We start from the raw sequence: 24,127 nt of genomic DNA, 5'->3' as shown, positions 1-24,127 counted from the left end.
GCATCAGTGTGTCGCCAGGATGAGGTCCCAGTTGCCGAACGCGCGCAGGCCGCTGCGTTCGGCAGTGGTGATGGAGGCCGTGTTGTCGAGCTGGCATCGGTACTGCGGCTGCAACCCGGAGGCCTGGGCGGATATGGCCATCGTCTGCACGAGCCGGCGTGCATGACCACGGCCACGGGCTTCGGGCAGTGTCAGCACGCCCATGTCGGCGAGTGCCGGATCCAGGCTCCACGGGTACAGGCTGCCGGCCGCGACCAGCTGCTCGCCGTCGAAGGCACCGAACACCTGCCAGTGGTCGAGCTCGACCCAGGCGGCATCGAGATCCTCCTTGCTGGCGCTGGCCTGGAACGCACTGAACACAGCAGTGTCGGCTGGAGCGAGGCGGCGGATGTGGGGCGGTGCAGGGTGCTCGGCCAGTGCCGCAAGTTCTGCAGCAGGGAAATAGAAGAGGCGGTCGGCGCCATGCGTGCGCTGGCCGACGTCGATCAGCCGCTGCCGCAGCTGTGCGAGTGTCCAATGCGCGCGTGCGTGCAGTTGCAGGCGTTCCGCCAGGACTGGGCGCAGCACCGCGCGCGCAGGACCAGCAAGCGGTTGCAGCAGCATGCCGTCCTCACCCTCGTCGAAATCATCGCTGCAGGCCAGGTACAGCAGGGGATCGTCCTGCAGCATGCGCTCACCCGCGCAGATGCGCCGCCAGACGGCATCGATCATCGGGGCAAACGCATCATCCATGACAGTGGTCTCGCTCAGTGCCGGGGCAGATCCACCTGCAGGCCGGACGCCTTCCATTCGGGGTAGCCGGCAGCGAGCTGCTGCGCCGCCAGTCCGGCCTCGTCCAGCATCGCCACCGCATCGTTGGACAGCACGCAGCAGGGCCCGTGGCAGTCGGCGACAATGTGGACGGCGCGTGGCCGTTCGTCCATCCATGCATGCCGTTCCGTAACGGGAATGTTCAGCGCGCCAGGCACAGCTCCATCATGGGTGCTGTTGACGGGGGGCATGCCGGATGAGCGAGAATCCGTGCAGTCATCGGCAACAGGCGTCCCCCGGCATGGAAGCAACCCACGCACGCATGGATGGCATGCCCCTGCCGCATGCCTGGCAGGAAGCGCTGGCCGACGCGCGTATTGAACGGCAGTCGATCGGTGTATCGCGTGCGGACGTTGCCCGCGTGCATCGTCCAGGGCAGGCCGATGCCTTCCTGAAGTGGGAAGTGATCGACACCTTCAGTGAGCTCGGCGATGAGATCGCGCGCCTGCGCTGGCTGCAGGCGCAGGGCCAGCCGGCGCCGACGGTGATCGCCACCGCCGAGGAGGGGGGGCGGCGCTGGCTGCTGATGAGTGCGTTGCCTGGCCACGATCTGGCCTCGTCGCCGGCGCTCGCGCCCCAGCACCTGGTGGAACTGCTGGCCGACGCGCTGCGGGGCCTGCATGCCCTGCCGGTGGCGAGCTGTCCGTTCGACCAGCGGCTGGCCTCGCGCCTGCAGGCCGCACAGACACGTGTCGAGGCGGGCCTGGTCGACGCCGATGACTTCGATGACGAACGCCTGGGGCAGAGCGCGCAGCAGGTGTTCGCCGAACTGCGCGCCACCCGGCCCGATCACGAGGATCTGGTGGTCAGCCATGGCGACGCCTGCCTGCCGAACCTGCTGGCAGCCGAGGGCCGCTTCAGCGGTTTCATTGACTGTGGCCGGCTGGGCGTGGCCGATCGCTACCAGGATCTGGCGTTGGCCGCGCGCAGCCTGGTCCACAACTTCGGCGACACCCGGTGGGTCGCACCGCTGTTCCGCCGCTATGGCGTTGTGGCCGACGAACGACGGCTGGCGTTCTACCGTCTGCTCGACGAGTTCTTCTGAAGCCGCGCAGGCCGGCTTGGGGCGGGGCTGAACGCTGCCCTGCTGGCGGACCTCTCCATTCTTCAAAATGGACGAACGTTCGTTCACTATTTGAGGCATGAGCCGAATCGACCGCAATGAGCAGCGCGTGACCCTGATCCTGCAGGCGGCCCTGCAGTGCTTCCTCGCCAAGGGCTTCCACCAGACCAGCATGCGCGACATCGCACAAGCGGCCGGTGTCAGCCTGGGCAATCTCTACAACCACTTCCCGGGCAAGGAGGCGATCATCCTTGCGGTGGCGCTGGCCGAAAGCGAGGAATTGGCCCCGATGCTGCAGCGGCTGGCGGCGGCCGACGGCGAGCGCGCGCAGGTACTGGTATTCCTGCAGGACTTCCACGCGTTGTGCCGGCAACCGGAGTGGGCAACGCTCGCGGTCGAGGTGCTGGCCGAGAGTGCACGCAACCGCGCCGTGGCCGAGGCCTTCGCGGCCAACCGCAGGCAGCTTCAACAGGTGCTGGGCGATGCGCTGCAGGGCATTGCGCGGCGCGAGCGGCGGCGCCCTGCGCTGGCCCCGGCACTGCAGGCGCAGGTGTTGCTGGATGCCATCGAAAGCGATGCGCTGCGTCAGGGCCTGGCTGAGGCCGGCAGCGTGGAGGACGCTGCGCTGGACCTCGAATTGCTGGTACGGCTGCTGGGATCACGTGCATGAGCGCCGATGACCGGCGGCTGCACGGCTTGGATCTGGCGCGGTATCTGGCGCTGGCAGGCATGGTGCTGATCAATTTCCGCCTGGCGATGGCCGTGCCTGCCGAGCGCACGGGTGGCTTGGCAGGCTTCTTCCGTCTTCTGGAAGGCAAGGCCTCGGCGACCTTCGTCACCCTGGCCGGACTTGGCCTGGTACTGGCCACGCAGCGCTCTGGCTGGATGCAGGCCAGCGTGCAGACCTGGCGGCGCGCGCTGTTCCTGCTTGTGCTGGGCCTGCTCAATCTGACCCTGTTCCCGGCCGACATCCTGCATTACTACGCGGTGTATTTCGCGCTGGCGGTGCTGTGGTTGCGCGCGTCGCCGCAGGTGTTGCTGGCCAGCATCGCCGGCCTCGCGGCCGGTTCGTTCTGGGCACTGCTGCAGTGGGACTACAGCCAGGGCTGGAACTGGCAGACGCTGGAATACGCCGGTCTCTGGCACTGGCCGGGTGCCGTGCGCAACCTGCTGTTCAACGGCTTCCATCCCCTGCTGCCCTGGATGTGCTTCTTCCTGCTGGGCATGCTGCTGGCACGCCTGCAGCTGTCGCAGCCGCGGGTGCAGCATGCGTTGTTGCTGCTGGGCGTGCTGCTGCTCGGCGCGGGCCAGGGGGTGCAGCACCTGGCGCACGGCACGCCCTGGCAGGCGTGGCTGGGGACGCAACCGATGCCGCCGGGACCGGCCTACGTGCTGACCGGCGCAGGCGCGGCCTGCAGCGCGATTGCCATGTGCCTGTGGGTCAGCCGCCGGTATCCGGGGGACTGGCTGGGGCCGCTCACTGCGGCAGGGCGCATGACCCTGACCCTGTACGTCGGCCACATCCTGCTGGGAATGGGGACGCTGGAATGGCTGGGCCTGCTCGATGGCAGTGCTTCGCTGCCGGCCGTGCTGTTGTGGGCGTTGTTGTTCCTGATGCTGGCCACGGGCGCAGCGTGGCTGTGGTCCTGGCGGTTCGCGCGGGGGCCGCTGGAAGCGGTGATGCGGCGCATTGCCGGCTAGCACATTGGTCGCGCAGGCACGATGTTGTGACGGACATGTCTGTGTCGCGGCCCGCGCATCTGCGATAGTGGTGGCAGGTAATACTTTCCGCTTGCATCCATGTCATCCGCTTCGGCGCAGCATCTCGGCGAAGTCCTTCAGCAGTCCTATGGCATCACCGCCAACGCCGTGGTGCCACGCCCGGTTGGCGCCGATGCCAACGCCAGCGTGTATCGCATCGATGCACGGCGCGGGCAATGGTGGTTGAAATGCCGCAGTTACCAGGTTGCCCCCGCCGTCTGGGACACCCTGCATTGGCTGCGCGGCACGCTGGGTATCGAGGAAATCGTCGCGCCCTGGCCGGCCCTGACCGGTGGAGCGTCGGTGCAGCGCTGGGGCCTGCAGTTCACCCTGTTTCCGTACGTGGAAGGCCAGTCCGGCTTCGAGGCCGCGTTGAGTCGCACGCAGTGGCAACGATTGGGCGAGGTGCTGCGGCGCCTGCACGAGGCGCGCCCGCCGCCGGCGCTGCAGGAGGCACTGCCGAGCCTGCGGATGGAAACCGCGGCGCTTGATACGGTCGGACAATGGTTGGCCGGCGAGGGCCTGGCCGCCGCCAGGGATGGGTTGGGCCGTGCCTTCGTTTCCGTATGGGACCAGCAGCACGCGCGCATCGCGGCGCTGCACGCACAGGCAGTGCAGCTGCACGCGGCGTTGCAGGAGGTCCCGGTGGCGCTGCACCTGTGCCATACCGACCTGCATGCCGGCAATCTGCTGATGGGCAACGACGGCGGCCTGCACCTGATCGACTGGGATGGCCTGTCGCTGGCACCGCGCGAGCGCGACCTGATGTTCATCGGCGCCGCGGTGGGCGGGCGCTGGGGCCGCGAGAATCCGCTGGGTTTCGAGGAGGGCTATGGCAGCGACCACGGCGACCCGCGCTGGATTGCCTGGTACCGGCACTGGCGCATCCTGCAGGACCTGATCGAGTTCCAGCAGGTTCTGCTGGGCAGCGATGGCGAGGATCGTTCGCCGCAGCTGCGCCGGCAGTCGCTGCATTTCCTCAGCGAACAGTTCGCACCGGGTAACGTGTTCGACGCGGCAGAGCGGGTGTATCGCGCGCTGTAAATGCTCGTCACCTTCCATCGATGAAGCGTCGCGCTGCGCGCGATGAGTCGAGCATGGCTCGACTCTACAGTTGCGCTCGGCGGCTCTTCGGGCCGCCATCGTTGATCAGGTGCAGGGATCATCCACGCAGGGCGTGGCTCTACTCGGCGGGCTTGGCCGCTGCAGAGGCGGCCGCGCTCGCGGCGCGGCGCGACAGCACGGCTTCGCGATGGGCGATGTAGGCGTTGGCGGCGAGGATGATGCCGGCACCGATGATCGTCCAGCGGTCCACGCTTTCGTTGAACAGCAGCCAGCCGAACAGCGTCACCAGCGGCAGCTGCAGGAAGCTGATCGGAGTCAGGGCGGAGACTTCGCCCAGCCGTAGCGCGCGGGTCCACAGCAGCTGGCCGACGGTGCCGAGCACGCCGGTGGCCAGCAGCCACAGCCAGGCCGACCCGGTCGGCCAGACCCAGACGAACAACGCCGGGACCAGCGACAGCGGCACCCAGAACACGTAGGTATAGAGCACCACGGTATCGGCACTGTCGACGCGGGTGAGCTGCTTGATCTGGATCGCCACCAACGAGCTGAGCACGGCCGCGCCCACGGCCACCAGACTGCCGGCGGTGAAGCCGGCCGTGCCGGGGCGCACGATCACCAGCACGCCGATGAAGCCGACCACGACCGCGGCCCAGCGGCGCACGCGCACGGTTTCACCCAGCCACAGCACGGCGGCAATGGTGACGAACAGCGGCGTGGAGTACGAGAGCGAAACCGCCTGCGCCAACGGTAGATGGCCCAGCGCCCAGAACGCGCACAGCATCGAGCCCAGGCCGATCGCACTGCGCACGAAATAGCGTGGCAGCTGCTGCGTCTTCAAGGGCGCACGGCCGGGCCGCAGCAGCATCGGCAGCAGCGCCAGCAGGCCGAAGGCATTGCGGAAGAACGCCACTTCCTGGGTTGGCACGTAGCGTGTGGCATAGCGGATCGCCACCGCCATCAGGCCGAACGCCATCGTGCTGCCGAGCATCAGCAGCGCCGCCCGCATCGGGGTGGCGCTGGGGGAAAGGGCGGGGCTGTTCACCACTGTGCGCCGAGCAGGCGGGGCTCCGGTTCAATCGGTACGCCGAATTTTTCCAGCACCGAGGCCGAAATGCGGCGCGCCAGTGCCAGCAGTTCAGCGCCGGTGGCGTTGCCGTGGTTGACCAGCACCAGTGCATGGCTGGGGGCCACGCCGGCATCGCCGTCGCGGAAGCCCTTCCAGCCGCAGGATTCGATCATCCAGGCCGCAGAGACCTTGCGCTTGTCGTCCTGCTCGGCGGGGAACACCGGCAGGTCGGGGAAGTGCTGCAGCAGCACGTCGACCTGTTCCAGCGGCAGCACCGGGTTCTTGAAGAAACTGCCGGCGTTGCCGAGTACATCCGGGTCGGGCAGCTTGCGGCGGCGGATCGCGATCACTGCATTGGCCACGTCCACCGCACCGGGCAGCTCCACGCCCTGCGCCTGCAGTTCGTCGCGGATGCCGGCGTAGTCCATGCGCAGATCGTGCAGCAGCGGCAGCTTCAGTTCGATGGCGGTGATCAGGTAGCGGTCCATCTGCTGCTTGAACACGCTGTCGCGGTAGGCGAAGCCACACTGTTCGTTGTCCAGCCGCACCCAGGCCTGCTCCTGGCAGTCCCAGGCTTCGACCGCCTGGATGAACTCACCGACCTGCGCGCCATAGGCGCCGATGTTCTGGATCGGCGCGGCACCGGCCGTACCGGGAATAAGGGCCAGGTTTTCCAGGCCGGACAGGCCTTCCTGCAGCGACCACATCACCAGGCCGTGCCACGGCACACCGGCACCGGCGCGGACCACCGCGTGGTCGGCGCGGTGTTCAAGGAAACTGATGTCACGGTTGCCGAACACCAGCACAGTGCCCGGCAGGTCCTCGGCGATCAGCACGTTGCTGCCGGCACCCAGCACCAGCAGCGAGCCGTTGGCCACCTCGGGCAGTGCCAGCACCTCCGGCAGCAGCGCGGCATCGTGCAGTTCCAGCAGCTGCGCGGCGCTGGCCTGCACGTGGAAGGTATTCAGTGCCTGCAGCGGCGCGTTACGGGTGAGCGTCCAGCGCAGGGGGGCGTTGCCGTCGACGGTGTCCATGGGCGCGCTCACAGCGGCGCCACCGCGCCGCGGCTGGGCGCTTCGCGGCGGCGACGGATCGCCTCCACGCATTCGGAAACCAGTGCCGGGCCACGGAAGATCAGGCCGCTGTAGCACTGCACCAGTGCCGCGCCTGCGGCCATCTTGGCCACGGCATCGGCGCCGGACAGGATGCCGCCGACGCCGATCAGCGGCACCGATTCGGGCAGGCGCGAACGCAGGCGGCGCAGCACCAGCGTGGACTGCTCCAGCACCGGCGCACCGGACAGGCCACCGGCCTCGTTGGCCAACGGGTCGCCGGCCACCTTGCTGTGGTCGATGGTGGTGTTGGTGGCGATCACGCCGTCCACCTGCAGTTCGCCCAGCACGCGGGCGGCGGCATCGATGTCGCGTTCGCTGAGGTCCGGCGCCACCTTCACCAGCATCGGCACGCGGCGGCCATGCTGGGCCGCGAGGTCTTCCTGGCGGTCGCGCAGCTGGCTGACCAGCTGGCGCAGCGCGGTTTCTTCCTGCAGTTCACGCAGGCCTGCGGTGTTGGGCGAGGAAATGTTGACAGTGATGTAGTCGGCCAGCGGGTACACCTTGTCCAGGCAGGCGATGTAATCGTCCACGGCCTGTTCGTTCGGGGTGTCCTTGTTCTTGCCGATGTTGATGCCGAGCAGGCCGCGGCGATTGCGCGCGCGCTCCACGTTGCGCACCAGTGCGTCCACGCCCGCATTGTTGAAGCCCATGCGGTTGATGATCGCGTTGTGTTCCGGCAGGCGGAACAGGCGCGGCTGCGGATTGCCGGCCTGCGGGCGCGGGGTGATGGTGCCGATTTCGACGAAGCCGAAGCCGAGCGCGAACAATGCATCGATGTGCTCGCCGTTCTTGTCCAGGCCGGCGGCCAGGCCGACCGGGTTGGGGAACGTCAGCCCGAACACCGTGCTGGGCATCGGCGCGATGCGTGCGGCCAGCAGCGGCGTGGTGCCGGTGCGATAGGCCAGGTCCAGTGCGGACAGGCCGAGGCCGTGGGCGCGCTCGGCGTCGAGCGAGAACAGGAAGGGGCGGGCAAGCGAATACATGCGTCGGTTCAGTCCAGCGTGCCGAGGAAGGCTCGGGTTCGATATTCAAAAGCAACCTGGTCGTCGACCGCGTGGGCGGCGAACAGGTGCTGCAGAGCGTCGATCATCGGCGCGTGGCGCGGATGACCGGATTGGGGCGCGTAGGAGGAGGACAGCAGGCGCCCGCGCAGGGCATCGAAGTCCAGGTGCTGCACGTTGGGCAACTCCACCATGCCGCGCAGGCCTGCGCCGAACCAGGCCTGCATGGTGGCGTCGTCCTGGTAGCGCTCGGCCACGGCGGAATAGTCGGTGCCGTAGTCCAGCAGCAGCTGTTCGTAGCCGATCAGGAACGGACTGGCATCGAGCAGGCGCGAGTTCCAGTAGATCAGGGCCTGGCCGCCGGGACGCAGGATGCGCTCCCACTCGGCGCGCACCGCCACGGTGTCGAACCAGTGGAAGGCCTGCGCGACGCTGACCAGATCGACGCTGGCATCGTCCAGTGTGGTGGCCTCGGCGCGGCCGTCCACCGCACGGAACTGCGGGTACTGCGGTGCCAGCCATTCTTCGGCCGCGCCCCGCATGGCCGCATTGGGCTCAACCGCGACGACGGGATGGCCGCTGGCCAGGAACAGGCGGCTGGAAATACCGGTACCGGCGCCGATGTCGGCGACAGGCGCCTGCTGGCTGACACCCATCGGGCCATGCAGCCACTCCAGCAGCGCGGGTGGGTAGTCGGGCCGGTAGCGGACGTAGTCGGCGACGCGGCTGCTGAAGCGTTCGGTGCTGTCGGAAGTGGTCATGGCGTCAGTTCGACACCGCCGCCAGCCAGGCCAGGCCGCCGAAGAACAGGATGAAGACCAGGATGGCGGCGATCACGGCGCCGACCATCACCCAGCCGAGTACCAGGCCGGTAACGGCCAGGCCATCGCCTTCCAGTTCGTGCGGGCGGCGGCGGATTTCGGCGCGGGCCATGTGGCCGGTGATGATGGCGACGATGCTGGCCACGAAGGGCAGGACGGTCCAGCTGGCGATGCCCATGACCAGGCTGACCACGGCCAGGGCGCTTGTCTGTCGGGGTGCCACGCTCATCGGGGTCCTCCTTGGCAGTGTGCACATGATAGTGTGTCTGCCCCGGCAATCCCATGCCCGGCGGACATGATGGCAGGCGTCGACCTGGGTCGACGAAAGGCATGCCAACCAAGGTTGGCAGCTACCGGGTGCCGGTGTCAGCCCATCAACACCTGGCCGCCATCCACGTTGAGCACGCTGCCGGTGACCCAGCGCGCCAGCGGCGAGCACAGGAACAGGGCGGCGTCGGCGATCTCGCGCGGGTGGCCGAAGCGGCCGAACGGAATCTTCGCCAGGGTGCCGTGGTACAGCGCGGGGTCATCGGTGCGGCGGCGGTCCCAGAGGCCGTCATCGAACTCGATCGAGCCCGGCGCGATCGCATTCACCCGGATCCGGTCCTTGGCCAGCGCCAGCGCCTGCGAGGTGGTGTAGTGCGAAAGCGCGGCCTTGGCGGCGGCATAGGGCGCGCCACCGGGACGCGGCTGCTGCGCGGCAATCGAAGACAGGTTGAGGATGCAGGCGTCGCTGGAGGCACGCAGCCACGGCAGTGCCAGGCGCGAGGCGCGCACGGCGGCCATCAGGTCGATCTGCAGGCTGGCGGCCCAGCCGTCCTCGTCGTCGGCCATGCCATAGCCGGTGGCGTTGTTGACCAGCACGTCGATGCCACCGAGCGCGTCGGCAGCGGCATGCAGCCAGGCCTGGATCTGGCCGGGGTCGGCCAGATCGGCGGAGAACGCGTGCAGTTCGAAGCCCTGCGTCCGTGCATCGGCGCGCAGGGCATCCAGACCGGCCTGGCCGCGCGCGCAGACCGAGACCTGCGCACCGGCGCCGGCAAACGCCAGCGCCATTTCACGGCCAATGCCCTTGCTGCCGCCGGCGATCAGCACGCGGCGGCCGGTGAAATCGAGGGTCGGAGCCCCGGAGGGGCTCTGACCCATGGACGTGTCCGCGTCGTTTGCCATCACAGGTCGAACTTGATGCCCTGGGCCAGCGGCAGCGAATCCGAATAGTTGATGGTGTTGGTCTGGCGGCGCATGTAGACCTTCCATGCATCCGAGCCGGACTCGCGGCCACCGCCGGTGTCCTTCTCGCCACCGAAGGCACCACCGATCTCCGCACCGGACGTGCCGATGTTGATGTTGGCGATGCCGCAGTCGCTGCCGGCGGCCGACAGGAACTTCTCGGCAGTCTTGAGGTTCTGGGTGAAGATCGAGGACGACAGGCCCTGCGGCACGCCGTTCTGCATGTCGATGGCTTCGTCGATGCTGTCGTACGGCATCACGTACAGGATCGGCGCGAAGGTTTCGTGCTGGACCACGGCGTCGCTGTTCTTCAGGCCGGAGACGATCGCCGGCAGCACGAAGTTGCCGGCGCGGTCGATGCGGGTGCCGCCGGTTTCGATGGTGCCGCCGGCGGCCTTGGCCTGGGCGATCGCATCGAGGAACTGCTGCACGGCGCCGTCGCTGTTGAGCGGGCCCATCAGGTTGGCGGCATCGGTCGGGTCGCCGATCTTGCCTTCCACCTGCTTGTAGGCCTTGACCAGGGTGGCCAGCACGTCGGCGTAGATCGAGCGGTGCACGATCAGGCGGCGGGTGGTGGTGCAGCGCTGGCCGGCGGTGCCGACGGCGCCGAACACGATGCCCGGCACGGCCAGCTTCAGGTCGGCGGTTTCGTCCAGGATGATGGCGTTGTTGCCGCCCAGTTCCAGCAGGCAGCGGCCGAGGCGGCGCGCGACCTTCTCGTTGACGGTGCGGCCGACCTGGGTCGAGCCGGTGAAGCTGATCAGCGGCACGCGACGGTCATCGACCATCTTTTCCGACAGCGCGGTGCCGGCATCGTTGATCAGGAAGAAGATGTCCGGGAAGCCGGCTTCGCGCAGGGCGTCGTTGCAGATCTTCAGCGAGGCGATGGCGGTCAGCGGCGTCTTGTTGGAGGGCTTCCAGATGCACACGTCGCCGCAGATGGCGGCCAGGAACGAGTTCCAGCTCCACACCGCAACCGGGAAGTTGAAGGCCGAGATGATGCCGACCAGGCCCAGCGGGTGGTACTGCTCGTACATGCGGTGGCCGGGGCGCTCGGAATGCATGGTGTAGCCGTACAGCATGCGGCTCTGGCCGACGGCGAAATCGGCGATGTCGATCATCTCCTGCACTTCGCCATCGCCTTCCGGCTTGCTCTTGCCCATTTCCAGGGCAACCAGCGAACCCAGGGCGTCCTTGTGCCTGCGCAGCGCTTCGCCGCACAGGCGGACGGCTTCACCGCGGCGCGGGGCCGGCGTGGTGCGCCAGACCTTGAAGGCTTCCTGGGCGCGGGCGACGACGGTCTCGTACTCGGCCTCGGTGGTCGCGCGGACCTGCGCGATCGGCTCGCCGGTGGTCGGGTTGACCGGGGTGATCAGCTCACCGCTGGTCGCGCTCGACCACTCCCCGTTGCCCAGGTACGTGCCAGCGTTGATCGCGTCCAGGCCAAGGGACTTGAGCAGCTCGGAAGACATGCAGACTCCTGTGTTTCGTTACGTTGTTTGGCGCCATCGCGGGCAGGTGGGGGACGCGATGAACTGAATCGCCGATGGTAGCAGAGCGCCCTGTCCGGCCATGGTGCAACGCGCCAGCGGAGCCGGGCCGGACATGCCAGTGGAGCCGGGCCGGACATGAATGCTTGGAGGGCAGGGCACGTTGCCTGTAAACTTCCCGGCTGCATGGCCCCGTAGCTCAGCTGGATAGAGCGTCCCCCTCCTAAGGGGAAGGTCGCCCGTTCGAATCGGGCCGGGGTCACCATAAATCAATGACTTAGATTGATGGTGACTTGGTGTGGCTGCCATAACTCGCCGCACTTTGACGGTCTTTTGGCACAGTTGGCACACCCCCTCAACGGACTAAGGGATCCTTCAAAGTGCACAACATTGCCGCTTATGTCCCCACCGAAGGCGGGCTGCTGTATCACTACTGCTCGCCTGCGACTCTCCTTGCGGTTCTTAAGACTAGTTCACTTCGATTGGGCGATGTGAGTCAGATGAACGATTCCATGGAGCGCCATTGGGGTCACGAAGCACTGGCTCAGGAGTTGGAGCGGCAGCGGGAATACGCGCCAGAAGAGTTTATGGACTTCATGGACGCCGCTGTGTTGCGTTCCATGAACAGTGCTGTCTGCCTAGCCTCCTGCTTTTCGACGCAAAGCGATGTGCTCAGCCAGTGGCGCGCGTATGCTGAGAACGGTGCTGGATTCGCAATTGGCCTCGATCCGTACGTGCTACAGACGATGCCGGTAACCCTGTTAGAGGTTTGCTACGACCGACAGCTCCAGGCGGAACGCATCGCTGATGGCGTGGACTATCTCCGCGAATTGCATCAGCTGATTGGGGAGCCTGAGCCGGCTCTGGAAGAGTCATTGACCGAAGAGCAGCTTCAAGATGACGGGAGTGGCTGGGAGCCCCTTCTGCGTGCGCAGATCGATCGCTTTTCGTTAGCGGTTAGGTTCCTCACTCTTGATCTGGTGGCTTTCAAGAATCCGGCGTTTTCAGAGGAGTCAGAAGTCCGGTTGGTTCACTACGCAGTGGTGAATGACAACCATCGAGTTGAACTGGTTCCGGTCAAGGGGCCAAGTAGTTGGCCGGATGGGCGTGAACCCAAGCTGGATTTTACAATGCGAGGGTCTGTTCCGATCTGCTATTTGGATGTTCCGATTTCTCGGAATGCTGTTAAGGAAGTTGTTATTGGTCCTAGAGCAATCGTCGGGGAGGACGCGTTGACGCGCCTTCTCGCTACTCTTGGCTACTCTGGCGTGGAACTCAGTCGGTCTGTTGCGTCATACCGATAGCTTCAGAATTTTAGTTTTGATACAGCGCGATCATCGCCTTCCGGTGTGAGGTGGGCATAGTACTTCTCGGTAGTTGCGTAGTCTGCGTGTCCAGCTAGGACTTGGACACGTCGCAAAGGCACACCGCTCATCACCATGTGCGCGCAGAACGTGTGGCGCAACCTGTGCAGATGACCGCCCACACCAGCAGTTTCCGAATCTTTCTTGAACCAGTCCGACACGGTGTCCTTGTGCACCGTGACAATGGGGTCCGGCAGGTGGCGCAACGCCCACCTGGCATAGCGGTTGAGGGGGACCTCCCGCCATTTCCCTGACTTCGTCCGACCTTGACCGCTCTCGTCCGGGTCGCTCTCAACTAGGAGGCGGCCGGCCACGACTGAGCTTTTCTCCAGGCCGATGATCTCGCCCCGGCGCAGCCCAGTGTGGGCCATGAAGAGCCACAGGGGCGCCCGCCCAAGGTTCGCCCGATACAGCCGGCGCATCGCCGTCCGGTCATAGAACTTGACTGCCACGCTTCGCACGCCGCGAGGTGCTTTCACTGAGGCTAGCGGGTTCATGTCCAGCTCTTTCCATTCGACGCCGCGGTTGAACGCCGCCTTCAGCCGTCGAATCTCCTTCCCCACAGTTTCCTTCGCCGCCTTGTCGTCCAGCAGCCTAGCGCGCTTGTACTGCTCCACCTCGACCGCTCGGATGCTGTCGATCGGCCGGTGGCCGAAGCGCTCGATGAATCGCTTCACCTCGCTCCTAGCCTTCGAAATCGTGGTCGGGTGCTCGGCCTCGTACCAGTCCAGATACCACTCCAGGTAGTCGCGGACCTTGGGCAGGCGCGCCAAGATCCGGACCCCATGAGTCAGTTCTGTTTCTTTCGCGGCACGTATTCTCTCCGCCTCACGGGCGTCAGGTTGCCCAATGGACCTGCGAAAGCGCTCGCCGCCTTCCGCCCAGTCGAGGTAGGCCTTGCTGCCGCGCCAGTAGAGTCGAACCTTTGCCATTCCTCTGCACCTTCGATCGCGGCATAGAGAGCCGCCTTTTCATACAACTGCTTTCCCATGAAGCGGCGGGGCGTCAGCCCGTAGCCCATGGCGTTCTTCCTGAACTGGCTGTTTGAGACGCCGCAGTAATGGGCGGCCTCCTCAACGGTTAGCCAATCCTTCCCTGATAGATCGAGCCTTTCAGCGGCGCCCATTGGCCCCTCCCGCGGCTTTCCTCCTGGCCGGCGCCTGCTCGGCGAGGCTGAGGTTGAACTGCACGACGTTGTCGGCGACGGCCGGCAGGGCTGGCGCCCGCGCGATACGCGGCGGGCGGTTGAGCCGGCGCCATGCAGCAATGGCTGCATCGGGGTCGGCATGCTTGCTGGTCGACCTGCAGGCGCACTCGACCAGGTGGCCGCCGCCGGCGGACGCACAGCGCTTGTCGTGGATGTGCCGCGCGCGGTGGCCGGCGGCGCAGTTCGGCAACCCTTCCGGGTGGCTGATATGTTCCTGGGTCATGGCTTGTTGCACTCCTCGATGTGGGCGTCCAGCTTTCCCAGCAGGAAGGCGGCTTGTTCCGCCCTCCTGCGGCGTTCGTACGGGTTGAGGTTCGCGCGGGCATCCCTGAGCCATTCCAGCGGCTCGACCAACCATTTCGGATCGAACGGGAGCAGGGTGCGCGGGTCGACTTTCTTGACCAGCGGGGAGCAATCGGGACCGGCCCAGTCCTCACTGTCGCCGCAGCGAACGCAGACCCTGCCCTGGAAGTCGTGGACCTTCTCGGGCTGGATTACGCGCGGGGTCTCGAACAGGGCGCGGACGACAAGGCCGCGCTGGTGCCCGCCGTAGACGTGGCCGGCGTCTGCCTGCATCCAGCAGCCCGGCGCGTGATCGTCCTTGTGGCGGTACTCCCAGCGCACTGGATGCGCGGTATAGAGCGCCGTCATCAGGGTGTCGGCCCAAGCACGCACCTGGTCGGCGGCAACAGCTCCGCCGGCAGGATCGACGCGCCGCATGGCAGCGATGACCGCGGCGACAGGCGACGATGCCTTGGTGGCCTCGACAACGGTGGTGGGGGAAACGGGCAGTGGTGCGGTCATGCGAACAGGTCCAGTTGGGCCGGCAGTGCCGGTGCGCGCGGCGGTGCCGGCAGCAGGACGGAGGCAGTGGCGCGGATGCGGGCGCGCTGTGCAGCGTGGAAGGCGAACCAGAAGCCGTGGCCATGCCGGCGTGCCCGGCACTCGGTCATCAGCACGCGCGCTGTGTGCTTGGCCTGTGCAGCGGTGAGAAGCTGGTCAGCCATGGGCAAACTCAATACGCACGTGCAACGTGGCAGAATGCCCACCGATATTTAGGGGCGGTGTGATATGGGCTTGATCATTTTCTATCTCGTAGATTGGCGCTTTCTGACGACGCTCTGGAGCGGATTTAGCCCTTGCATGACGCCCGGGCAGGGCGACTGCGTCGTTTGGTGGGATGCCTGGGCCGCGGGCGGAACTTGGGCAGCAGTAGTTGTGGCGTCGGTCGGGATCGCGGTGGCTTGGATTGGAATCGGAGTCACAACGGGGTCTGCGTACTTTGTTTGGCGCTTGGGCGCAGAAGCGAATCGTGCAAGCAACCTCGCCGTATCGATTGCGAAGAGTGAAGCAGATCGACAGGGAAGTAGGGACCGGAAAGAAAGGGTTCTTGTGCTTTTGCAGCTGAACGGTGAAGTGAGCCGAAATCAGAATATTGCCCGCGATCTTAGACAGACCATTGGAGATCCGGTTGGATCGAAAAAGTTCGTGGACGACTACATTTTCCGTTCGGATGTGATCAAAGGTCTGGCTACCATCGAATTTCCGACGGCTGACCGCTTGGTCGACCGACTTCACTACTTGGGTGACGCCGAAGGTCCAGCATTGGCTAGGTCCGTAGGCATGATCGAGTCGTTGAACAAGGAGTACGAGAACGGAATTGGCCAGCCGAATGAACAGAATCTGATTCTTCATCGTGCTGCTATTTGCTTGGTGCTGGACGCAATGATCATTGATCTTGGACTGATAAGCGCTGCTTGCCGCGATGAGATCATTGAGTCGGGGATTGATAACGAGCTGAGTTCCAAACACGGCGGTGCCGCAGCCAGCAAGGATGACTCCCCTTGATCGCGATGGGCGTAGCAACCTATCCATTGCCCACCGCCTGGCTGTCGAGGACGCGACGCGCAGCCTGTAGATCTACGTCGTTGGTTTCCATCACATCGACCGGATCGCAGGTGCCGCCAAGATCCCGGATGCGATCCCGGCCAGACTCCAGCAGGCGCACGTAGGCTCGATACAGGGCCTTGAAGTCCCCCAGGTCCACGGCCTGCGCGGGCACGGGTGCATCGGAGCTGCCCGGCAGCGGCGTGTCGAAGTGCAGGGCGTTCTTTGCCTCCTGCTTGGCCCGGATCTTCGCCATTACCTTGGGCTGGCTGATACGGGCCAGCTCGGTATCGCCAGCAGCATGCATGTCCAGCCCAGCCACCCAGCAGTAGCCGGCCAGGGTGACCATGACTCCGCCGACTTCCTGCGAGGGATCGCCGACCGGGCGACCGAACACGTAGTCGACCAGGGTGGGCACGCGCGCCTTGTCGTAGCCGTGAGCCTGCAGCAGCTCCAGCACCTCCTCCAGAAGTCGGTCGCCGCGCTCGGTCATGTTGCTGTAGAGCGACGGCAGGAAGCACTGGCCCATCCATTCGGCCACGCCAGCCTGGAAGCTGCGTCCCACCTACTGGCGGGCGCTTGCGGAAGCCGCCGCCACCAGGTCTGCGTAAGCACCCTGCCGGTCGAACGTGCGGTCGATCATCTCACCGCAAGGCCAACCAGCATCGAGCATGGGTTCGGTGGCGATCTGTGGCAGCAGGCAGGCATCGGATTCCCCCACCGGCTGGCGGGCGGCGAGGTGCCGCATGTTCGGGCATTCAGCGGTGTGCAGTTCACCTTCCGGCTGGGCGCAGCAGCCGTAGATGCGAACCTGATGGCGGGCCGCACTGCGGATGCCACGGGCGGCGAACCGCAATGCCTTGATGGCACGCTCATCGGTCAGCTCCGCCGCGACGTTCTCGGCGTTCTGTGCCCACACTTCGTAATTCTCGTCCACCGGCTGGCGGGCGGCGAGGTCGTCACGAATCACGGCTACATGGCGGTCCACCGTTTCTGTGTCGTCGCTACAGAATGCAGCCAGATCATCCAGAGCCTTCAGCGCATCCCCCTGACCACCCGGGGTGGGCTGGGCGGAGAGGGCGGCCCGTGCGTAGTCCCGCATCTGCTCGGCGTTGAACAGCGGCTCGGATCCGTCGCTATACGCGCTGTAGTCCGTGCACGGCAGCGGCGGCAGCTGATCCCCCAGCCTCACCCTCCCACCGGGCTGCACGTCCGCCAGGGTCTTGTTGTCGTTGCTCATGCCTGCATGTCCTTGCTGTTGGTGGAGCGCGCGCTGTGCGCGGCGAGGTGTTCCCAGCGTTCGGCTTCGCCCAGGTAGTACTCGTGGCGTTCCTGCCGAACGGTGGCGGTGAACTGCACGTCAGTGAGGGCGCGCTCGGCGGCGGCGCGGTTGGCCGCTGCCATGCGGGCTGGGTCGTGATCGAAGATGTCTAGCTGGTTACGCACGCTGGACTCCTGGAATGGGTTGCCGGCTGTTGGAACCCGGCCGGCGCGGGTTCCCTGCGCTACAGGGGGCGAGCGCAGGGCAGGGGATCAGGGGCGAGGGCGTGAGCGGTGGGATCCGCGCGCTGCGCGGCGAGCGGCGGCGACAGCACCCGCTGCACTCTGGCCATGTCGTAGAACGGCGTTCGCTGCGGTGCTGGCGGCGACGACGACCTGGTCGGGGAGAAGACCCCAACGGCGGGCAGCTCGGGCGACGATGCCTGCGGCGGCGGCCGCGCGCTGTGCATCGGAGTGGTGGGCATGGGAGGCGTTCATGCGGCGGCGCCCTGCTGCGCTGCGCGCAGCTGCTTGGCCGCTGCCAGTAGCTGGCACGCGTGTTGCTCCGCCTCGTCGGCGGTGAGGTGCAGGCGGGCAGCGCCCATGTCTGCGACGACGCGCTCGCTGACGGGGTCAGCGGTGACTTTCATCTCTGCCGATCGGCAGCCCAAGGAAAGGGTGGCCATGCGTGATCTCCTTCGCCCGGCCCCGGGATGGGGTGATGTTGGGCGACTGGAGAATACGTTAGTCATGAACTAATCGTTAGTCAACAGCTATTAGCTAACGTTTTTTATGAATGCGGTGTTGTGTGACATCCCGCATGCTACGGTTCCGCATCAACTTGGGAGGGGCGCACGGCTATGGAGTGGGCTTTTACAGGGGTTACGCTCTTTTTCGGGGTTCTGGGCCTAGTACTGGCTGTGCTGTGGATATTGGTTCCATTCGCGATCTTCGGGATGAAGCCCTTGCTGCAGAGCATTCTCACCGAGCTTCGCAGGGCCAATGCGCTCGCGGAGGCGCGCGCTCCTAGTGGTGTAGCGGTGCCGCCCGTAGCAACTACCGAGGCGGCCCCGGAGCCCAAGGGCGCCTTGGCGACCATTCGCGCCGCCATTCGACAAGCTGATCGCGCCTGATCCCAGATAAAAAGAAGGCCCCGCTAAAACGGGGCCTTTACTGTTGCGGCGAGCTGGGTTTGCCCTAGAACTTCCGCAGTCCTGCGTGGATCAGTGCCTTCCCCAGGATGCTCACGTCGCCCGGATCCGGACGGTAGGCGGGGAAGTCGGTGTTGACGCTTACGACGTAGAGACCGTCGCCGCGCTTCTGCAGCATCTTGATCTGCGTCTCGCCACCGATGTTGATCAGGTAGTAGTCGTCACCGTCGAAGTAGTCACAGCTGGTGTCGATCCAGACAATGTCGCCGTCCTCAAGCTTGGGCCGCATCGACGGCCCGCGGCCGGTGATAATCTGGATGCGACCAGGCTTGGGTAGGTAACCGAGCTTCCTGCGGACTTCCCATTCTGCGACCTCGATGGTCTTCACCACCTCTGGGTAGTCCTGGTTGACCATCCCTGCGCCCATTCCCGCACCCCCTTCAAACAAGTCGAAGCGAACATAGCCGGGTGGCGTCTCATTCTCCGGGATTGGTGAGACGGACGCCTGTCCGTCTTCACTCCACTGGGGCCGGTCCATCCAACCATGGTCCTTCCCCAGGGCGCTGCTGATCTTCTTGGCCACGTCGTCGCCGATGTACTTCCCGCCGAGTAGCTGGGACACGTACGACGCGGACAAGAAGCCCCCCAACTGGGCGCCTTGATCCCGGCGCCCCTTGATGCCCTTCATTTCAAGGGCGTCGATCAGGTGGCGAAAGTTGCGGCTGCGGATCTCTCGAATGTCCATCACGGCAGGTTAGCTAGTAACTAATCGAATTCGTGCAGCTGTCAGCTTGCAATAAGCTGTTAGCTGTGGACTAATGGACGACATGGACATGTCAGCCCTCGATAGAGCAGTTCAGTCGGCAGGTAGCCAGCAGGCTCTTGCTCAGCTTCTTGGCATCAGGCCGCCGTCGGTATCCGGTTGGTACGACCGCTGTCGCGTTCCAGCAGAACGTTGCATCGCAATCGAGCTGGCGACTGGGGTCTCCCGTCACCAGCTCCGCCCAGACGTGTTTGGGCCAGACCCGGCGGGATCCCAAGAGGAGGAAGTCGTGCAGTTGCGCGCAGAGATCGACAGCCGCATCACCAAGCGCGCGCTGCGCGCCAAGCTCGGTATGGACAGCGATAAGCACCTGGCCACTTTGCTGCAGCTCCCGGTCGAGCAGGTCGAGGCATGGGCGGATGAGGACGTGGTCCCGGCGCTGCCGCAGGTGATGAAGCTGCTTGGGCACCCCGAGCAGCAGGAGCCGGCGCAGCCGGCGAACGAAGACCCCGATGCCGAGCGCATCGCCCCTATGGAGGTGGCCTGATATGCGATGGCTTCGTGAAGCGCTGCGCAAATGGCTAGTGCCGGAGATTGGTGAAATCCGTACGACGCAGGAACGCCTGTTGGCGAATGAGCGAAAGAGGGCGATCCGCGAGTACTTGCGTACCGCCCCGGATGGCTCGCTTATCCGGCGGAGAACTCCGCAATGAGTCGCTTCGCCTCCTGCAGCTCCTTGAGTGCCAACCGTAGCGCAGCTGGTTTTGTCAGCACTTCGACAAGCTTCCCCTCGAACTCGATTTCCTCCACGTCCTCCGGAAACTCGGCCCTGCTGGTGTTGATGCGGATTTCTCTCGCACGCTGGCTCAGCAGCAACGTCTGGATGTTCTCCAGCAGCTCGTCCTTCATGTCGCCCTCCTTGCGGGCTGTGTTGTTGGCACATCCAGCGTAGCGCAAGGAGGGCGACGCCCGTCGTCCGTGAGTTGTTGATCTCCATGGCGCCGATCGTGCGCCACCCGGGCTCAGCCCGAAACCTTGAAACGCAGTCCACCCCAAGGTGACCCATGACCTGCCGTACCTCCGCAATTAACTGGCTCGACGTTCTCTACAACTCCGTGCGCAAAACGCCCGGCGGTGTTGCGGATGCGGCCGCATTCTTGGCCGACCGCCGCGGCAAGTCCATGCACCCGGAGACGCTGCGCGCGAAGTTGCGCGGGCTGGAGGGTGAGTCCGTGACGATGGAGATTGCCGAACTGCTGACCGAGTGGATGCAGGAGAAGGCTGGCGGCAGCGAGTACGCCTTGGACTGGATGCAGGCCCTGGCCGGGCAGTTCGGAATGGCGGTCGCCACCATTCCGCCGCCGCCGGAGGGCGGCTGGTCGGACGAGGTCGGCGCCATCCAGACGAAGCTGCTGGAGATCACCACGAGGGTGGGCCGCTTGTCCGGCACCGCCGTGGAGGCGATGGCGGATCGCCAGATCGACAGCGACGAGGCGAAGTTGATGGTGGAGGAGGCCAACTCGCTGATCACCATGGCGCATCGGCTGATCCGCAACGTGTCGCGCGCTGCAGCGAAGGGGAGGGCACGCCGATGAACCACCCGGCTCGCGCAACTGATCTCAGCACCAGCCACGAGGCTGCCCGCTACGTCGTTGAATCAGGCATGCAAGGCGATCAGCAGGCCGCTGCCGCCGTCGCTGTGAAGCGCCATCCCGGCCTGACCAGCAACGAGCTGGCCCAAGAAACCGGCATGTGTCGTTACGTGCTGGCTCGCCGTCTTCCTGAGCTGGCGGAAACCGGCCGCGTATGGCGCGGCCCGAAGAAGACCTGCGCGGTGTCGGGCCGTAGCGCCTGCACCTGGTGGCCGGTTGCGCCGGGCCAGAACATGACGCTGGGGCTCTGACATGTCGACCATCATCATGTCGCAGTGCTGGCCGCTGCAGGGCCTGAGCGTCACGCAGAAGGCTGTGCTGATCTCGTTGGCTGACCAGGCGAACGACGACGGCGTGTGCTGGCCAGCGGTCGGCACCATCGCCGCGCGCTGCTGCATGTCGGCGCGCGCTGTACGTAGCGCCATGGACCATCTGGAGGCCGTTGGCCTGCTGGCGCGTGATCGCCGGTTCAACAGCAGTACGGTCTATTCGGTTACGCCGGCCAAATTCAACGCTGCCGCTGCGCCGTCCAAGGGCACCCGCAAGACGGGGAAAAACGGTACTGCACCGGGCGCAGGGGGTGCGCCCCGTGCAGGGGGTGCGCCCGGTGCAGGTGGGGATGCGCCCGCTGCAGGAGGGGATGCACCGGGCGCAGGTCTGGAGGTGCGCCCCGTGCCGCCTAACCGTCATATAACCCTCAATGAACCGTCAGAAGAACCATCATCTCCGGCGGGCCTCCCGGCCGCGCCGCTGGCGGTGGTTTCCGAGACAGACCTACAGGCTGCGTGCCGTGCTACCTGGGCGGCCTACGCCAGTGCCTACCGTGACCGCCACGGTGTGGCACCGGTGCGCAACGCCAAGGTGAACAGCAACGTCCGGCAGATCGTGCAGCGCCTCGGCCACGCCGAGGCCCCGCTGGTGGCCGCGTGGTTCCTGGCCGTCAACGAGCGCTACGTGGTGCAGAACATGCACGACCTGGGCGCGTTGCTGGCGAAGTGCGAGGCATACCGCACGCAGTGGGCCACCGGCCGTCAGGTCACCGAAGAGGCCGCGCGGCAGACCGACAAGACGCAGACCAACCTCGGCGCCGCCGACGCGGCCAAGGCTCTGCTGGCACAGCGGAGGGCGGCACATGCTCGGTAATCAGGAGCAGGATCGGCTGGTCGATCTACTGGTGGCCACCGCCGAGGTGATTGGCGACCAGCTCAGCCCGAACGCCGCCGCCTACATGGTTTCGGATCTGGCGCAGTACCCGCTTCCGATGTTGGAGCGCGCGCTGGCGTCGTGCCGCCGGGAGCTGAAGGCGCGGTTGTCGTTGGCCGCGATCCTCGAACGCATCGAGGATGGCCACCCGGCGCCGAATGAGGCATGGGCCAACGCGATCCGCGCCGCCGACGAAGGCGCGACCGTGGTGTGGACGGAGCAGACCCGCGACGCGTGGGCGGCGGCGCTGCCGCTGGTGCAGGCGGGCGACAAGATCGCTGCCCGCCCGGCATTCCTGGAGGTCTACACCCGGCTGGTGAAGGAAGCGCGCGCTGCACACCGGATGGCCAGCTACCAGCTGTCCCTTGGCGGCGACGTGTCCGGTCGGGATGGCGTCCTGCGAGAGGCAGTGGCTGCGGGCCAGCTGTTGGAGGAGCAGGTGGCTGATTATCTGGCACTGCCGCCAGCCACTCCCGCCTTCAACCCGGTGGCGCTGATGGTCGGAACGGTTGAGGCGTCGCCGACAGCGGACGACCGAACCCGTAGGCGCCTGGCCGAGATTGTGGCGCTGCTGGAGGGCAAAGCCGCATGAGCCCGGATCACTTCAACGTCGAAGTGCGCCCGGTGAGCGAGCCGGTCGCCGACGCGGGCTGGTATGTGGTCTATGGCTACGGGGTGAAGCCGATGGTGATGTACGCCTCGCGCGGGATGACGGTGTGGCGCGATGGCATGCGCCAGATCCCGATCACCCGCTATGCCGGGCCGATCCCGGAGCTGCGCTGATGTGGTCGAACGCACCGCCGCCGACCAGGGAAGAGGCGGCCCGCATCGAGCTGGCCAAGACCGGCCCGTGCATGGCCTGCCTGGCGCTGCAGATGCAGAAGCTGCTGGAGCCGGAGCTGGTGGTCTATGGCTGCGACTACAACCACGCCAAGAGCGGGAACCTGCGGCGCGGCCACATGTTCGGCTTCGCGCTCTGCAAGTGGCACCACATGCGGCATCCGATGGAGGGGAACACCTTCGCGACGATGCGCCAGATCTTCGGTCCGAGCCTGATGGATGGCTCGCGGACCTTCCACGAGACGTACGGCTCCGACGACGAGCTGATTGCAAACCAGACCTACATCAACGAACTGAGGGCGGCAGCATGAAGAAGACGAAGGCCATGGCGCCGAGGATCAACCCCCAGCGTGCGCCTCGCGAGCGGCGCATGGACCACAACACGGTTTCCCGACCTAAGCGGGTGAAGTCAGGAACCGCCTTCCGTGGCCCAGCCGAGACGGTGGAGGAGTTCAAGGCACGTGGAGGCCAGGTGCAGCACCTCACGGCCAGCTGGGACCGCGCGGCGTGACCGGTGCCGCACCGAACGACCACCAGGCGCGATCGCGCGCTGCACGGGCAAACCACCAAGGGGTAGGCGCATGGAAATGAATAAGGCACGCGAACTGCTGGCAAGTCGCATGGGGCCGGCCACGCAGAGGTTCGACGCATGCGGCGGCGGACGCCCCGAGCTGACGACGCAGGACATTGCCGCTGCCATGGCGTACGTGCAGGACGGTCTTGGCCGGGAGCTGATGGAGGCGCTGTGGTGGCCAGAGAGCGCTTCTCGCCGCCGCGAGCACCTGCGCAAAGCGGTAATCGGGCTGGTGGCCCCGGAGTTCATCCGGCAGATGCACGGTCTCGCTACCGCACGAACTGAGTTCGGCATCGCCAAGGCGTGCATGGGGTGGGGTGGCGGCCAGGTGACGGATGCGCAGCGGCGCGAACTACTGAGGACCGAGAGCGCGCTGGATGAGGCGCGCGCTGCGGCCTGGCCGAACAACACCATGGAGCAGCTTGGGGTGCTGGCCGGCGCAGTCATTGCGGAGATGGCCAGCTGTGGCCGCTGCAAGTCCTGCGATGGCACGCGGGTCCAAGCTGCACCGACGGGCAGCGGCGTCGTTGAATGTGAGGCATGTGGAGGTATGGGCTTGGAGCAGCTCAGCGGGCGCAAGCGCGGGGTGGCGATTGGTGCGGACGATGCGGCGTACCGCCGGTTCTGGCGCCCGGTCTATGAGTGGATGCTGGAGCGCATGCGTAGTGCGGAGCATGTTGCTGCGGAGCAGTTTTCGCGGGCGCTGAATCGCGCCGCTTAGTGAGGACTTGCAGGGTCCGCAGATTGACGGGCAAATTGACCACCATCCAAACGCAAGCCCCGGCCCAGCCGGGGCTTTTTCGT

At 66.0% G+C, this 24,127-nt stretch carries 34 protein-coding genes, 1 tRNA gene and 1 pseudogene; 17 read left to right on the top strand and 19 right to left on the bottom strand.

Annotated elements, in window-relative coordinates; genetic code table 11:
- Positions 1-3: 3 nt before the first annotated feature.
- Together ACXI0D_RS20280 and ACXI0D_RS20275 are read right to left on the bottom strand one after the other, a co-directional pair.
- Positions 4-732: a GNAT family N-acetyltransferase gene (locus ACXI0D_RS20280; RefSeq protein WP_479643061.1), complete on the bottom strand. Its 729-nt coding sequence runs from the start codon at positions 730-732 to the stop codon at positions 4-6.
- A gap of 14 nt (positions 733-746) precedes the next feature.
- A complete protein-coding gene (locus ACXI0D_RS20275; protein WP_235434936.1) occupies positions 747-923 on the bottom strand; it encodes a hypothetical protein in 177 nt (58 codons plus the stop codon).
- Between the two features lie 128 nt (positions 924-1,051).
- Here ACXI0D_RS20275 and ACXI0D_RS20270 point away from each other — a divergent pair, with 128 nt between their 5' ends.
- The 4 genes from ACXI0D_RS20270 to ACXI0D_RS20255 all read left to right on the top strand — a co-directional run bounded on the left by ACXI0D_RS20270 (position 1,052) and on the right by ACXI0D_RS20255 (position 4,678).
- On the top strand, positions 1,052-1,855 hold the full coding sequence (locus tag ACXI0D_RS20270; RefSeq protein ID WP_479643060.1) for an APH(3')-II family aminoglycoside O-phosphotransferase: 804 nt from the start codon (positions 1,052-1,054) through the stop codon (positions 1,853-1,855).
- A gap of 97 nt (positions 1,856-1,952) precedes the next feature.
- Positions 1,953-2,543: a TetR/AcrR family transcriptional regulator gene (locus ACXI0D_RS20265; RefSeq protein ID WP_049445835.1), complete on the top strand. Its 591-nt coding sequence runs from the start codon at positions 1,953-1,955 to the stop codon at positions 2,541-2,543.
- Complete coding sequence (locus ACXI0D_RS20260; RefSeq protein ID WP_479643059.1) at positions 2,540-3,574, top strand: heparan-alpha-glucosaminide N-acetyltransferase domain-containing protein; 1,035 nt, start codon at positions 2,540-2,542, stop codon at positions 3,572-3,574. Before ACXI0D_RS20265 ends, ACXI0D_RS20260 begins: the two co-directional genes overlap by 4 nt.
- 99 nt (positions 3,575-3,673) lie before the next feature.
- Positions 3,674-4,678, top strand: a complete 1,005-nt coding sequence (locus ACXI0D_RS20255; protein WP_049445840.1) for an aminoglycoside phosphotransferase family protein — start codon at positions 3,674-3,676, stop codon at positions 4,676-4,678.
- A 139-nt stretch (positions 4,679-4,817) separates the two neighbouring features.
- Here the strand turns inward: ACXI0D_RS20255 and ACXI0D_RS20250 are convergent, their stop codons facing one another.
- The 7 genes from ACXI0D_RS20250 to amaB all read right to left on the bottom strand — a co-directional run bounded on the left by ACXI0D_RS20250 (position 4,818) and on the right by amaB (position 11,404).
- Entirely contained in the window at positions 4,818-5,705 is an 888-nt protein-coding gene (locus tag ACXI0D_RS20250) for a DMT family transporter (RefSeq protein ID WP_049445842.1), read from the bottom strand.
- Between the two features lie 32 nt (positions 5,706-5,737).
- Positions 5,738-6,799 (bottom strand): UDP-N-acetylmuramate dehydrogenase, encoded by a 1,062-nt coding sequence (gene murB / locus ACXI0D_RS20245; RefSeq protein ID WP_119007885.1) that lies wholly within the window; start codon positions 6,797-6,799, stop codon positions 5,738-5,740.
- Between the two features lie 8 nt (positions 6,800-6,807).
- On the bottom strand, positions 6,808-7,863 hold the full coding sequence (locus ACXI0D_RS20240) for a quinone-dependent dihydroorotate dehydrogenase (RefSeq protein ID WP_014036956.1): 1,056 nt from the start codon (positions 7,861-7,863) through the stop codon (positions 6,808-6,810).
- 8 nt (positions 7,864-7,871) lie between these two features.
- On the bottom strand, positions 7,872-8,642 hold the full coding sequence (locus tag ACXI0D_RS20235; RefSeq protein ID WP_479643058.1) for a class I SAM-dependent methyltransferase: 771 nt from the start codon (positions 8,640-8,642) through the stop codon (positions 7,872-7,874).
- A 4-nt stretch (positions 8,643-8,646) separates the two neighbouring features.
- Positions 8,647-8,931 carry a DUF4190 domain-containing protein gene (locus ACXI0D_RS20230; protein WP_049445846.1) on the bottom strand — a complete coding sequence of 95 codons (285 nt, stop codon included), beginning with the start codon at positions 8,929-8,931 and terminating at the stop codon, positions 8,647-8,649.
- Positions 8,932-9,068: 137 nt separating this feature from the next.
- Positions 9,069-9,872, bottom strand: a complete 804-nt coding sequence (locus tag ACXI0D_RS20225; protein WP_479643057.1) for an SDR family NAD(P)-dependent oxidoreductase — start codon at positions 9,870-9,872, stop codon at positions 9,069-9,071.
- Entirely contained in the window at positions 9,872-11,404 is a 1,533-nt protein-coding gene (gene amaB / locus ACXI0D_RS20220) for an L-piperidine-6-carboxylate dehydrogenase (RefSeq protein WP_049445849.1), read from the bottom strand. Before amaB ends, ACXI0D_RS20225 begins: the two co-directional genes overlap by 1 nt.
- 206 nt (positions 11,405-11,610) lie before the next feature.
- Here amaB and ACXI0D_RS20215 point away from each other — a divergent pair.
- Positions 11,611-11,687: transfer RNA gene (locus ACXI0D_RS20215), tRNA-Arg, on the top strand.
- 115 nt (positions 11,688-11,802) lie between these two features.
- A complete protein-coding gene (locus tag ACXI0D_RS20210; RefSeq protein WP_479643056.1) occupies positions 11,803-12,726 on the top strand; it encodes a DUF2971 domain-containing protein in 924 nt (307 codons plus the stop codon).
- 2 nt (positions 12,727-12,728) lie between these two features.
- On the opposite strand, the gene ACXI0D_RS20205 is transcribed toward ACXI0D_RS20210, so the two are convergent.
- From ACXI0D_RS20205 to ACXI0D_RS20190, 4 genes are all read right to left on the bottom strand, one after another.
- On the bottom strand, positions 12,729-13,718 hold the full coding sequence (locus tag ACXI0D_RS20205) for a tyrosine-type recombinase/integrase (protein WP_479643055.1): 990 nt from the start codon (positions 13,716-13,718) through the stop codon (positions 12,729-12,731).
- A gap of 180 nt (positions 13,719-13,898) precedes the next feature.
- A complete protein-coding gene (locus tag ACXI0D_RS20200; protein ID WP_479643054.1) occupies positions 13,899-14,216 on the bottom strand; it encodes a hypothetical protein in 318 nt (105 codons plus the stop codon).
- Positions 14,213-14,797 (bottom strand): hypothetical protein, encoded by a 585-nt coding sequence (locus ACXI0D_RS20195; protein ID WP_479643053.1) that lies wholly within the window; start codon positions 14,795-14,797, stop codon positions 14,213-14,215. Before ACXI0D_RS20195 ends, ACXI0D_RS20200 begins: the two co-directional genes overlap by 4 nt.
- Positions 14,794-15,000 (bottom strand): hypothetical protein, encoded by a 207-nt coding sequence (locus tag ACXI0D_RS20190; protein ID WP_479643052.1) that lies wholly within the window; start codon positions 14,998-15,000, stop codon positions 14,794-14,796. The genes ACXI0D_RS20195 and ACXI0D_RS20190 overlap by 4 nt, the downstream gene beginning before the upstream one ends.
- A 64-nt stretch (positions 15,001-15,064) precedes the next feature.
- Between ACXI0D_RS20190 and ACXI0D_RS20185 the strand changes: the two genes are divergently transcribed.
- Complete coding sequence (locus ACXI0D_RS20185) at positions 15,065-15,841, top strand: hypothetical protein (RefSeq protein WP_479643051.1); 777 nt, start codon at positions 15,065-15,067, stop codon at positions 15,839-15,841.
- Positions 15,842-15,860: 19 nt separating this feature from the next.
- Here the strand turns inward: ACXI0D_RS20185 and ACXI0D_RS20180 are convergent, their stop codons facing one another.
- From ACXI0D_RS20180 to ACXI0D_RS20160, 5 genes are all read right to left on the bottom strand, one after another.
- Positions 15,861-16,445, bottom strand: coding sequence for a hypothetical protein (locus ACXI0D_RS20180; protein ID WP_479643050.1), 585 nt, complete (start codon positions 16,443-16,445; stop codon positions 15,861-15,863).
- A complete protein-coding gene (locus ACXI0D_RS20175) occupies positions 16,446-17,120 on the bottom strand; it encodes a hypothetical protein (protein ID WP_479643049.1) in 675 nt (224 codons plus the stop codon).
- The gene (locus tag ACXI0D_RS20170) at positions 17,117-17,326 is read right to left on the bottom strand and encodes a hypothetical protein (protein ID WP_253086122.1); all 210 of its coding nucleotides are present in this window, start codon (positions 17,324-17,326) and stop codon (positions 17,117-17,119) included. The genes ACXI0D_RS20175 and ACXI0D_RS20170 overlap by 4 nt, the downstream gene beginning before the upstream one ends.
- Positions 17,327-17,634: 308 nt before the next feature.
- Positions 17,635-17,826: a hypothetical protein gene (locus ACXI0D_RS20165; protein ID WP_479643048.1), complete on the bottom strand. Its 192-nt coding sequence runs from the start codon at positions 17,824-17,826 to the stop codon at positions 17,635-17,637.
- Between the two features lie 511 nt (positions 17,827-18,337).
- On the bottom strand, positions 18,338-19,036 hold the full coding sequence (locus ACXI0D_RS20160; protein ID WP_168759671.1) for a S24 family peptidase: 699 nt from the start codon (positions 19,034-19,036) through the stop codon (positions 18,338-18,340).
- Positions 19,037-19,109: 73 nt separating this feature from the next.
- Here ACXI0D_RS20160 and ACXI0D_RS20155 point away from each other — a divergent pair.
- Both ACXI0D_RS20155 and ACXI0D_RS20150 read left to right on the top strand, forming a co-directional pair.
- Positions 19,110-19,301: pseudogene (locus ACXI0D_RS20155) on the top strand (Cro/CI family transcriptional regulator); the annotation flags it as partial.
- Between the two features lie 42 nt (positions 19,302-19,343).
- Positions 19,344-19,601, top strand: a complete 258-nt coding sequence (locus tag ACXI0D_RS20150) for a hypothetical protein (protein ID WP_479643115.1) — start codon at positions 19,344-19,346, stop codon at positions 19,599-19,601.
- A gap of 140 nt (positions 19,602-19,741) precedes the next feature.
- Here ACXI0D_RS20150 and ACXI0D_RS20145 read toward each other — a convergent pair whose 3' ends face one another.
- Entirely contained in the window at positions 19,742-19,963 is a 222-nt protein-coding gene (locus ACXI0D_RS20145; protein WP_121504535.1) for a hypothetical protein, read from the bottom strand.
- A 155-nt stretch (positions 19,964-20,118) separates the two neighbouring features.
- On the opposite strand from ACXI0D_RS20145, the gene ACXI0D_RS20140 reads away from it, so the two are divergent.
- From ACXI0D_RS20140 to ACXI0D_RS20105, 8 genes are all read left to right on the top strand, one after another.
- On the top strand, positions 20,119-20,649 hold the full coding sequence (locus ACXI0D_RS20140) for a phage regulatory CII family protein (RefSeq protein WP_479643047.1): 531 nt from the start codon (positions 20,119-20,121) through the stop codon (positions 20,647-20,649).
- On the top strand, positions 20,646-20,957 hold the full coding sequence (locus ACXI0D_RS20135) for a winged helix-turn-helix domain-containing protein (protein WP_479643046.1): 312 nt from the start codon (positions 20,646-20,648) through the stop codon (positions 20,955-20,957). The genes ACXI0D_RS20140 and ACXI0D_RS20135 overlap by 4 nt, the downstream gene beginning before the upstream one ends.
- Before the next feature lies 1 nt (position 20,958).
- Complete coding sequence (locus ACXI0D_RS20130; protein WP_479643045.1) at positions 20,959-21,849, top strand: helix-turn-helix domain-containing protein; 891 nt, start codon at positions 20,959-20,961, stop codon at positions 21,847-21,849.
- The gene (locus ACXI0D_RS20125; protein WP_479643044.1) at positions 21,839-22,501 is read left to right on the top strand and encodes a hypothetical protein; all 663 of its coding nucleotides are present in this window, start codon (positions 21,839-21,841) and stop codon (positions 22,499-22,501) included. Before ACXI0D_RS20130 ends, ACXI0D_RS20125 begins: the two co-directional genes overlap by 11 nt.
- Positions 22,498-22,692: a hypothetical protein gene (locus ACXI0D_RS20120; protein ID WP_479643043.1), complete on the top strand. Its 195-nt coding sequence runs from the start codon at positions 22,498-22,500 to the stop codon at positions 22,690-22,692. The genes ACXI0D_RS20125 and ACXI0D_RS20120 overlap by 4 nt, the downstream gene beginning before the upstream one ends.
- Positions 22,692-23,060, top strand: coding sequence for a Ref family recombination enhancement nuclease (locus ACXI0D_RS20115; RefSeq protein ID WP_479643042.1), 369 nt, complete (start codon positions 22,692-22,694; stop codon positions 23,058-23,060). The genes ACXI0D_RS20120 and ACXI0D_RS20115 overlap by 1 nt, the downstream gene beginning before the upstream one ends.
- A complete protein-coding gene (locus ACXI0D_RS20110; RefSeq protein ID WP_479643041.1) occupies positions 23,057-23,260 on the top strand; it encodes a hypothetical protein in 204 nt (67 codons plus the stop codon). Before ACXI0D_RS20115 ends, ACXI0D_RS20110 begins: the two co-directional genes overlap by 4 nt.
- Before the next feature lie 70 nt (positions 23,261-23,330).
- Positions 23,331-24,044 (top strand): hypothetical protein, encoded by a 714-nt coding sequence (locus tag ACXI0D_RS20105; protein ID WP_479643040.1) that lies wholly within the window; start codon positions 23,331-23,333, stop codon positions 24,042-24,044.
- The last annotated feature ends 83 nt before the right edge of the window (positions 24,045-24,127 follow it).

It is taken from the genome of Stenotrophomonas sp. C9D9, assembly GCF_056491205.1.
The sequence above is the reverse complement of the archived record's forward strand: the minus strand, read 5'-3'. Positions and strand labels throughout refer to the sequence as shown.

Coding starts and splice junctions, on each gene's coding strand:
- ACXI0D_RS20280 (WP_479643061.1), bottom strand. CDS start 732: ATGGATGATGCGTTTGCCCCGATGATCGATGCCGTCTGGCGGCGCATC.
- ACXI0D_RS20275 (WP_235434936.1), bottom strand. CDS start 923: ATGGACGAACGGCCACGCGCCGTCCACATTGTCGCCGACTGCCACGGG.
- ACXI0D_RS20270 (WP_479643060.1), top strand. CDS start 1,052: ATGGAAGCAACCCACGCACGCATGGATGGCATGCCCCTGCCGCATGCC.
- ACXI0D_RS20265 (WP_049445835.1), top strand. CDS start 1,953: ATGAGCCGAATCGACCGCAATGAGCAGCGCGTGACCCTGATCCTGCAG.
- ACXI0D_RS20260 (WP_479643059.1), top strand. CDS start 2,540: ATGAGCGCCGATGACCGGCGGCTGCACGGCTTGGATCTGGCGCGGTAT.
- ACXI0D_RS20255 (WP_049445840.1), top strand. CDS start 3,674: ATGTCATCCGCTTCGGCGCAGCATCTCGGCGAAGTCCTTCAGCAGTCC.
- ACXI0D_RS20250 (WP_049445842.1), bottom strand. CDS start 5,705: ATGCGGGCGGCGCTGCTGATGCTCGGCAGCACGATGGCGTTCGGCCTG.
- murB (WP_119007885.1), bottom strand. CDS start 6,799: ATGGACACCGTCGACGGCAACGCCCCCCTGCGCTGGACGCTCACCCGT.
- ACXI0D_RS20240 (WP_014036956.1), bottom strand. CDS start 7,863: ATGTATTCGCTTGCCCGCCCCTTCCTGTTCTCGCTCGACGCCGAGCGC.
- ACXI0D_RS20235 (WP_479643058.1), bottom strand. CDS start 8,642: ATGACCACTTCCGACAGCACCGAACGCTTCAGCAGCCGCGTCGCCGAC.
- ACXI0D_RS20230 (WP_049445846.1), bottom strand. CDS start 8,931: ATGAGCGTGGCACCCCGACAGACAAGCGCCCTGGCCGTGGTCAGCCTG.
- ACXI0D_RS20225 (WP_479643057.1), bottom strand. CDS start 9,872: ATGGCAAACGACGCGGACACGTCCATGGGTCAGAGCCCCTCCGGGGCT.
- amaB (WP_049445849.1), bottom strand. CDS start 11,404: ATGTCTTCCGAGCTGCTCAAGTCCCTTGGCCTGGACGCGATCAACGCT.
- ACXI0D_RS20205 (WP_479643055.1), bottom strand. CDS start 13,718: ATGGCAAAGGTTCGACTCTACTGGCGCGGCAGCAAGGCCTACCTCGAC.
- ACXI0D_RS20200 (WP_479643054.1), bottom strand. CDS start 14,216: ATGACCCAGGAACATATCAGCCACCCGGAAGGGTTGCCGAACTGCGCC.
- ACXI0D_RS20195 (WP_479643053.1), bottom strand. CDS start 14,797: ATGACCGCACCACTGCCCGTTTCCCCCACCACCGTTGTCGAGGCCACC.
- ACXI0D_RS20190 (WP_479643052.1), bottom strand. CDS start 15,000: ATGGCTGACCAGCTTCTCACCGCTGCACAGGCCAAGCACACAGCGCGC.
- ACXI0D_RS20185 (WP_479643051.1), top strand. CDS start 15,065: ATGGGCTTGATCATTTTCTATCTCGTAGATTGGCGCTTTCTGACGACG.
- ACXI0D_RS20175 (WP_479643049.1), bottom strand. CDS start 17,120: ATGAGCAACGACAACAAGACCCTGGCGGACGTGCAGCCCGGTGGGAGG.
- ACXI0D_RS20165 (WP_479643048.1), bottom strand. CDS start 17,826: ATGGCCACCCTTTCCTTGGGCTGCCGATCGGCAGAGATGAAAGTCACC.
- ACXI0D_RS20160 (WP_168759671.1), bottom strand. CDS start 19,036: ATGGACATTCGAGAGATCCGCAGCCGCAACTTTCGCCACCTGATCGAC.
- ACXI0D_RS20145 (WP_121504535.1), bottom strand. CDS start 19,963: ATGAAGGACGAGCTGCTGGAGAACATCCAGACGTTGCTGCTGAGCCAG.
- ACXI0D_RS20140 (WP_479643047.1), top strand. CDS start 20,119: ATGACCTGCCGTACCTCCGCAATTAACTGGCTCGACGTTCTCTACAAC.
- ACXI0D_RS20135 (WP_479643046.1), top strand. CDS start 20,646: ATGAACCACCCGGCTCGCGCAACTGATCTCAGCACCAGCCACGAGGCT.
- ACXI0D_RS20130 (WP_479643045.1), top strand. CDS start 20,959: ATGTCGACCATCATCATGTCGCAGTGCTGGCCGCTGCAGGGCCTGAGC.
- ACXI0D_RS20125 (WP_479643044.1), top strand. CDS start 21,839: ATGCTCGGTAATCAGGAGCAGGATCGGCTGGTCGATCTACTGGTGGCC.
- ACXI0D_RS20120 (WP_479643043.1), top strand. CDS start 22,498: ATGAGCCCGGATCACTTCAACGTCGAAGTGCGCCCGGTGAGCGAGCCG.
- ACXI0D_RS20115 (WP_479643042.1), top strand. CDS start 22,692: ATGTGGTCGAACGCACCGCCGCCGACCAGGGAAGAGGCGGCCCGCATC.
- ACXI0D_RS20110 (WP_479643041.1), top strand. CDS start 23,057: ATGAAGAAGACGAAGGCCATGGCGCCGAGGATCAACCCCCAGCGTGCG.
- ACXI0D_RS20105 (WP_479643040.1), top strand. CDS start 23,331: ATGGAAATGAATAAGGCACGCGAACTGCTGGCAAGTCGCATGGGGCCG.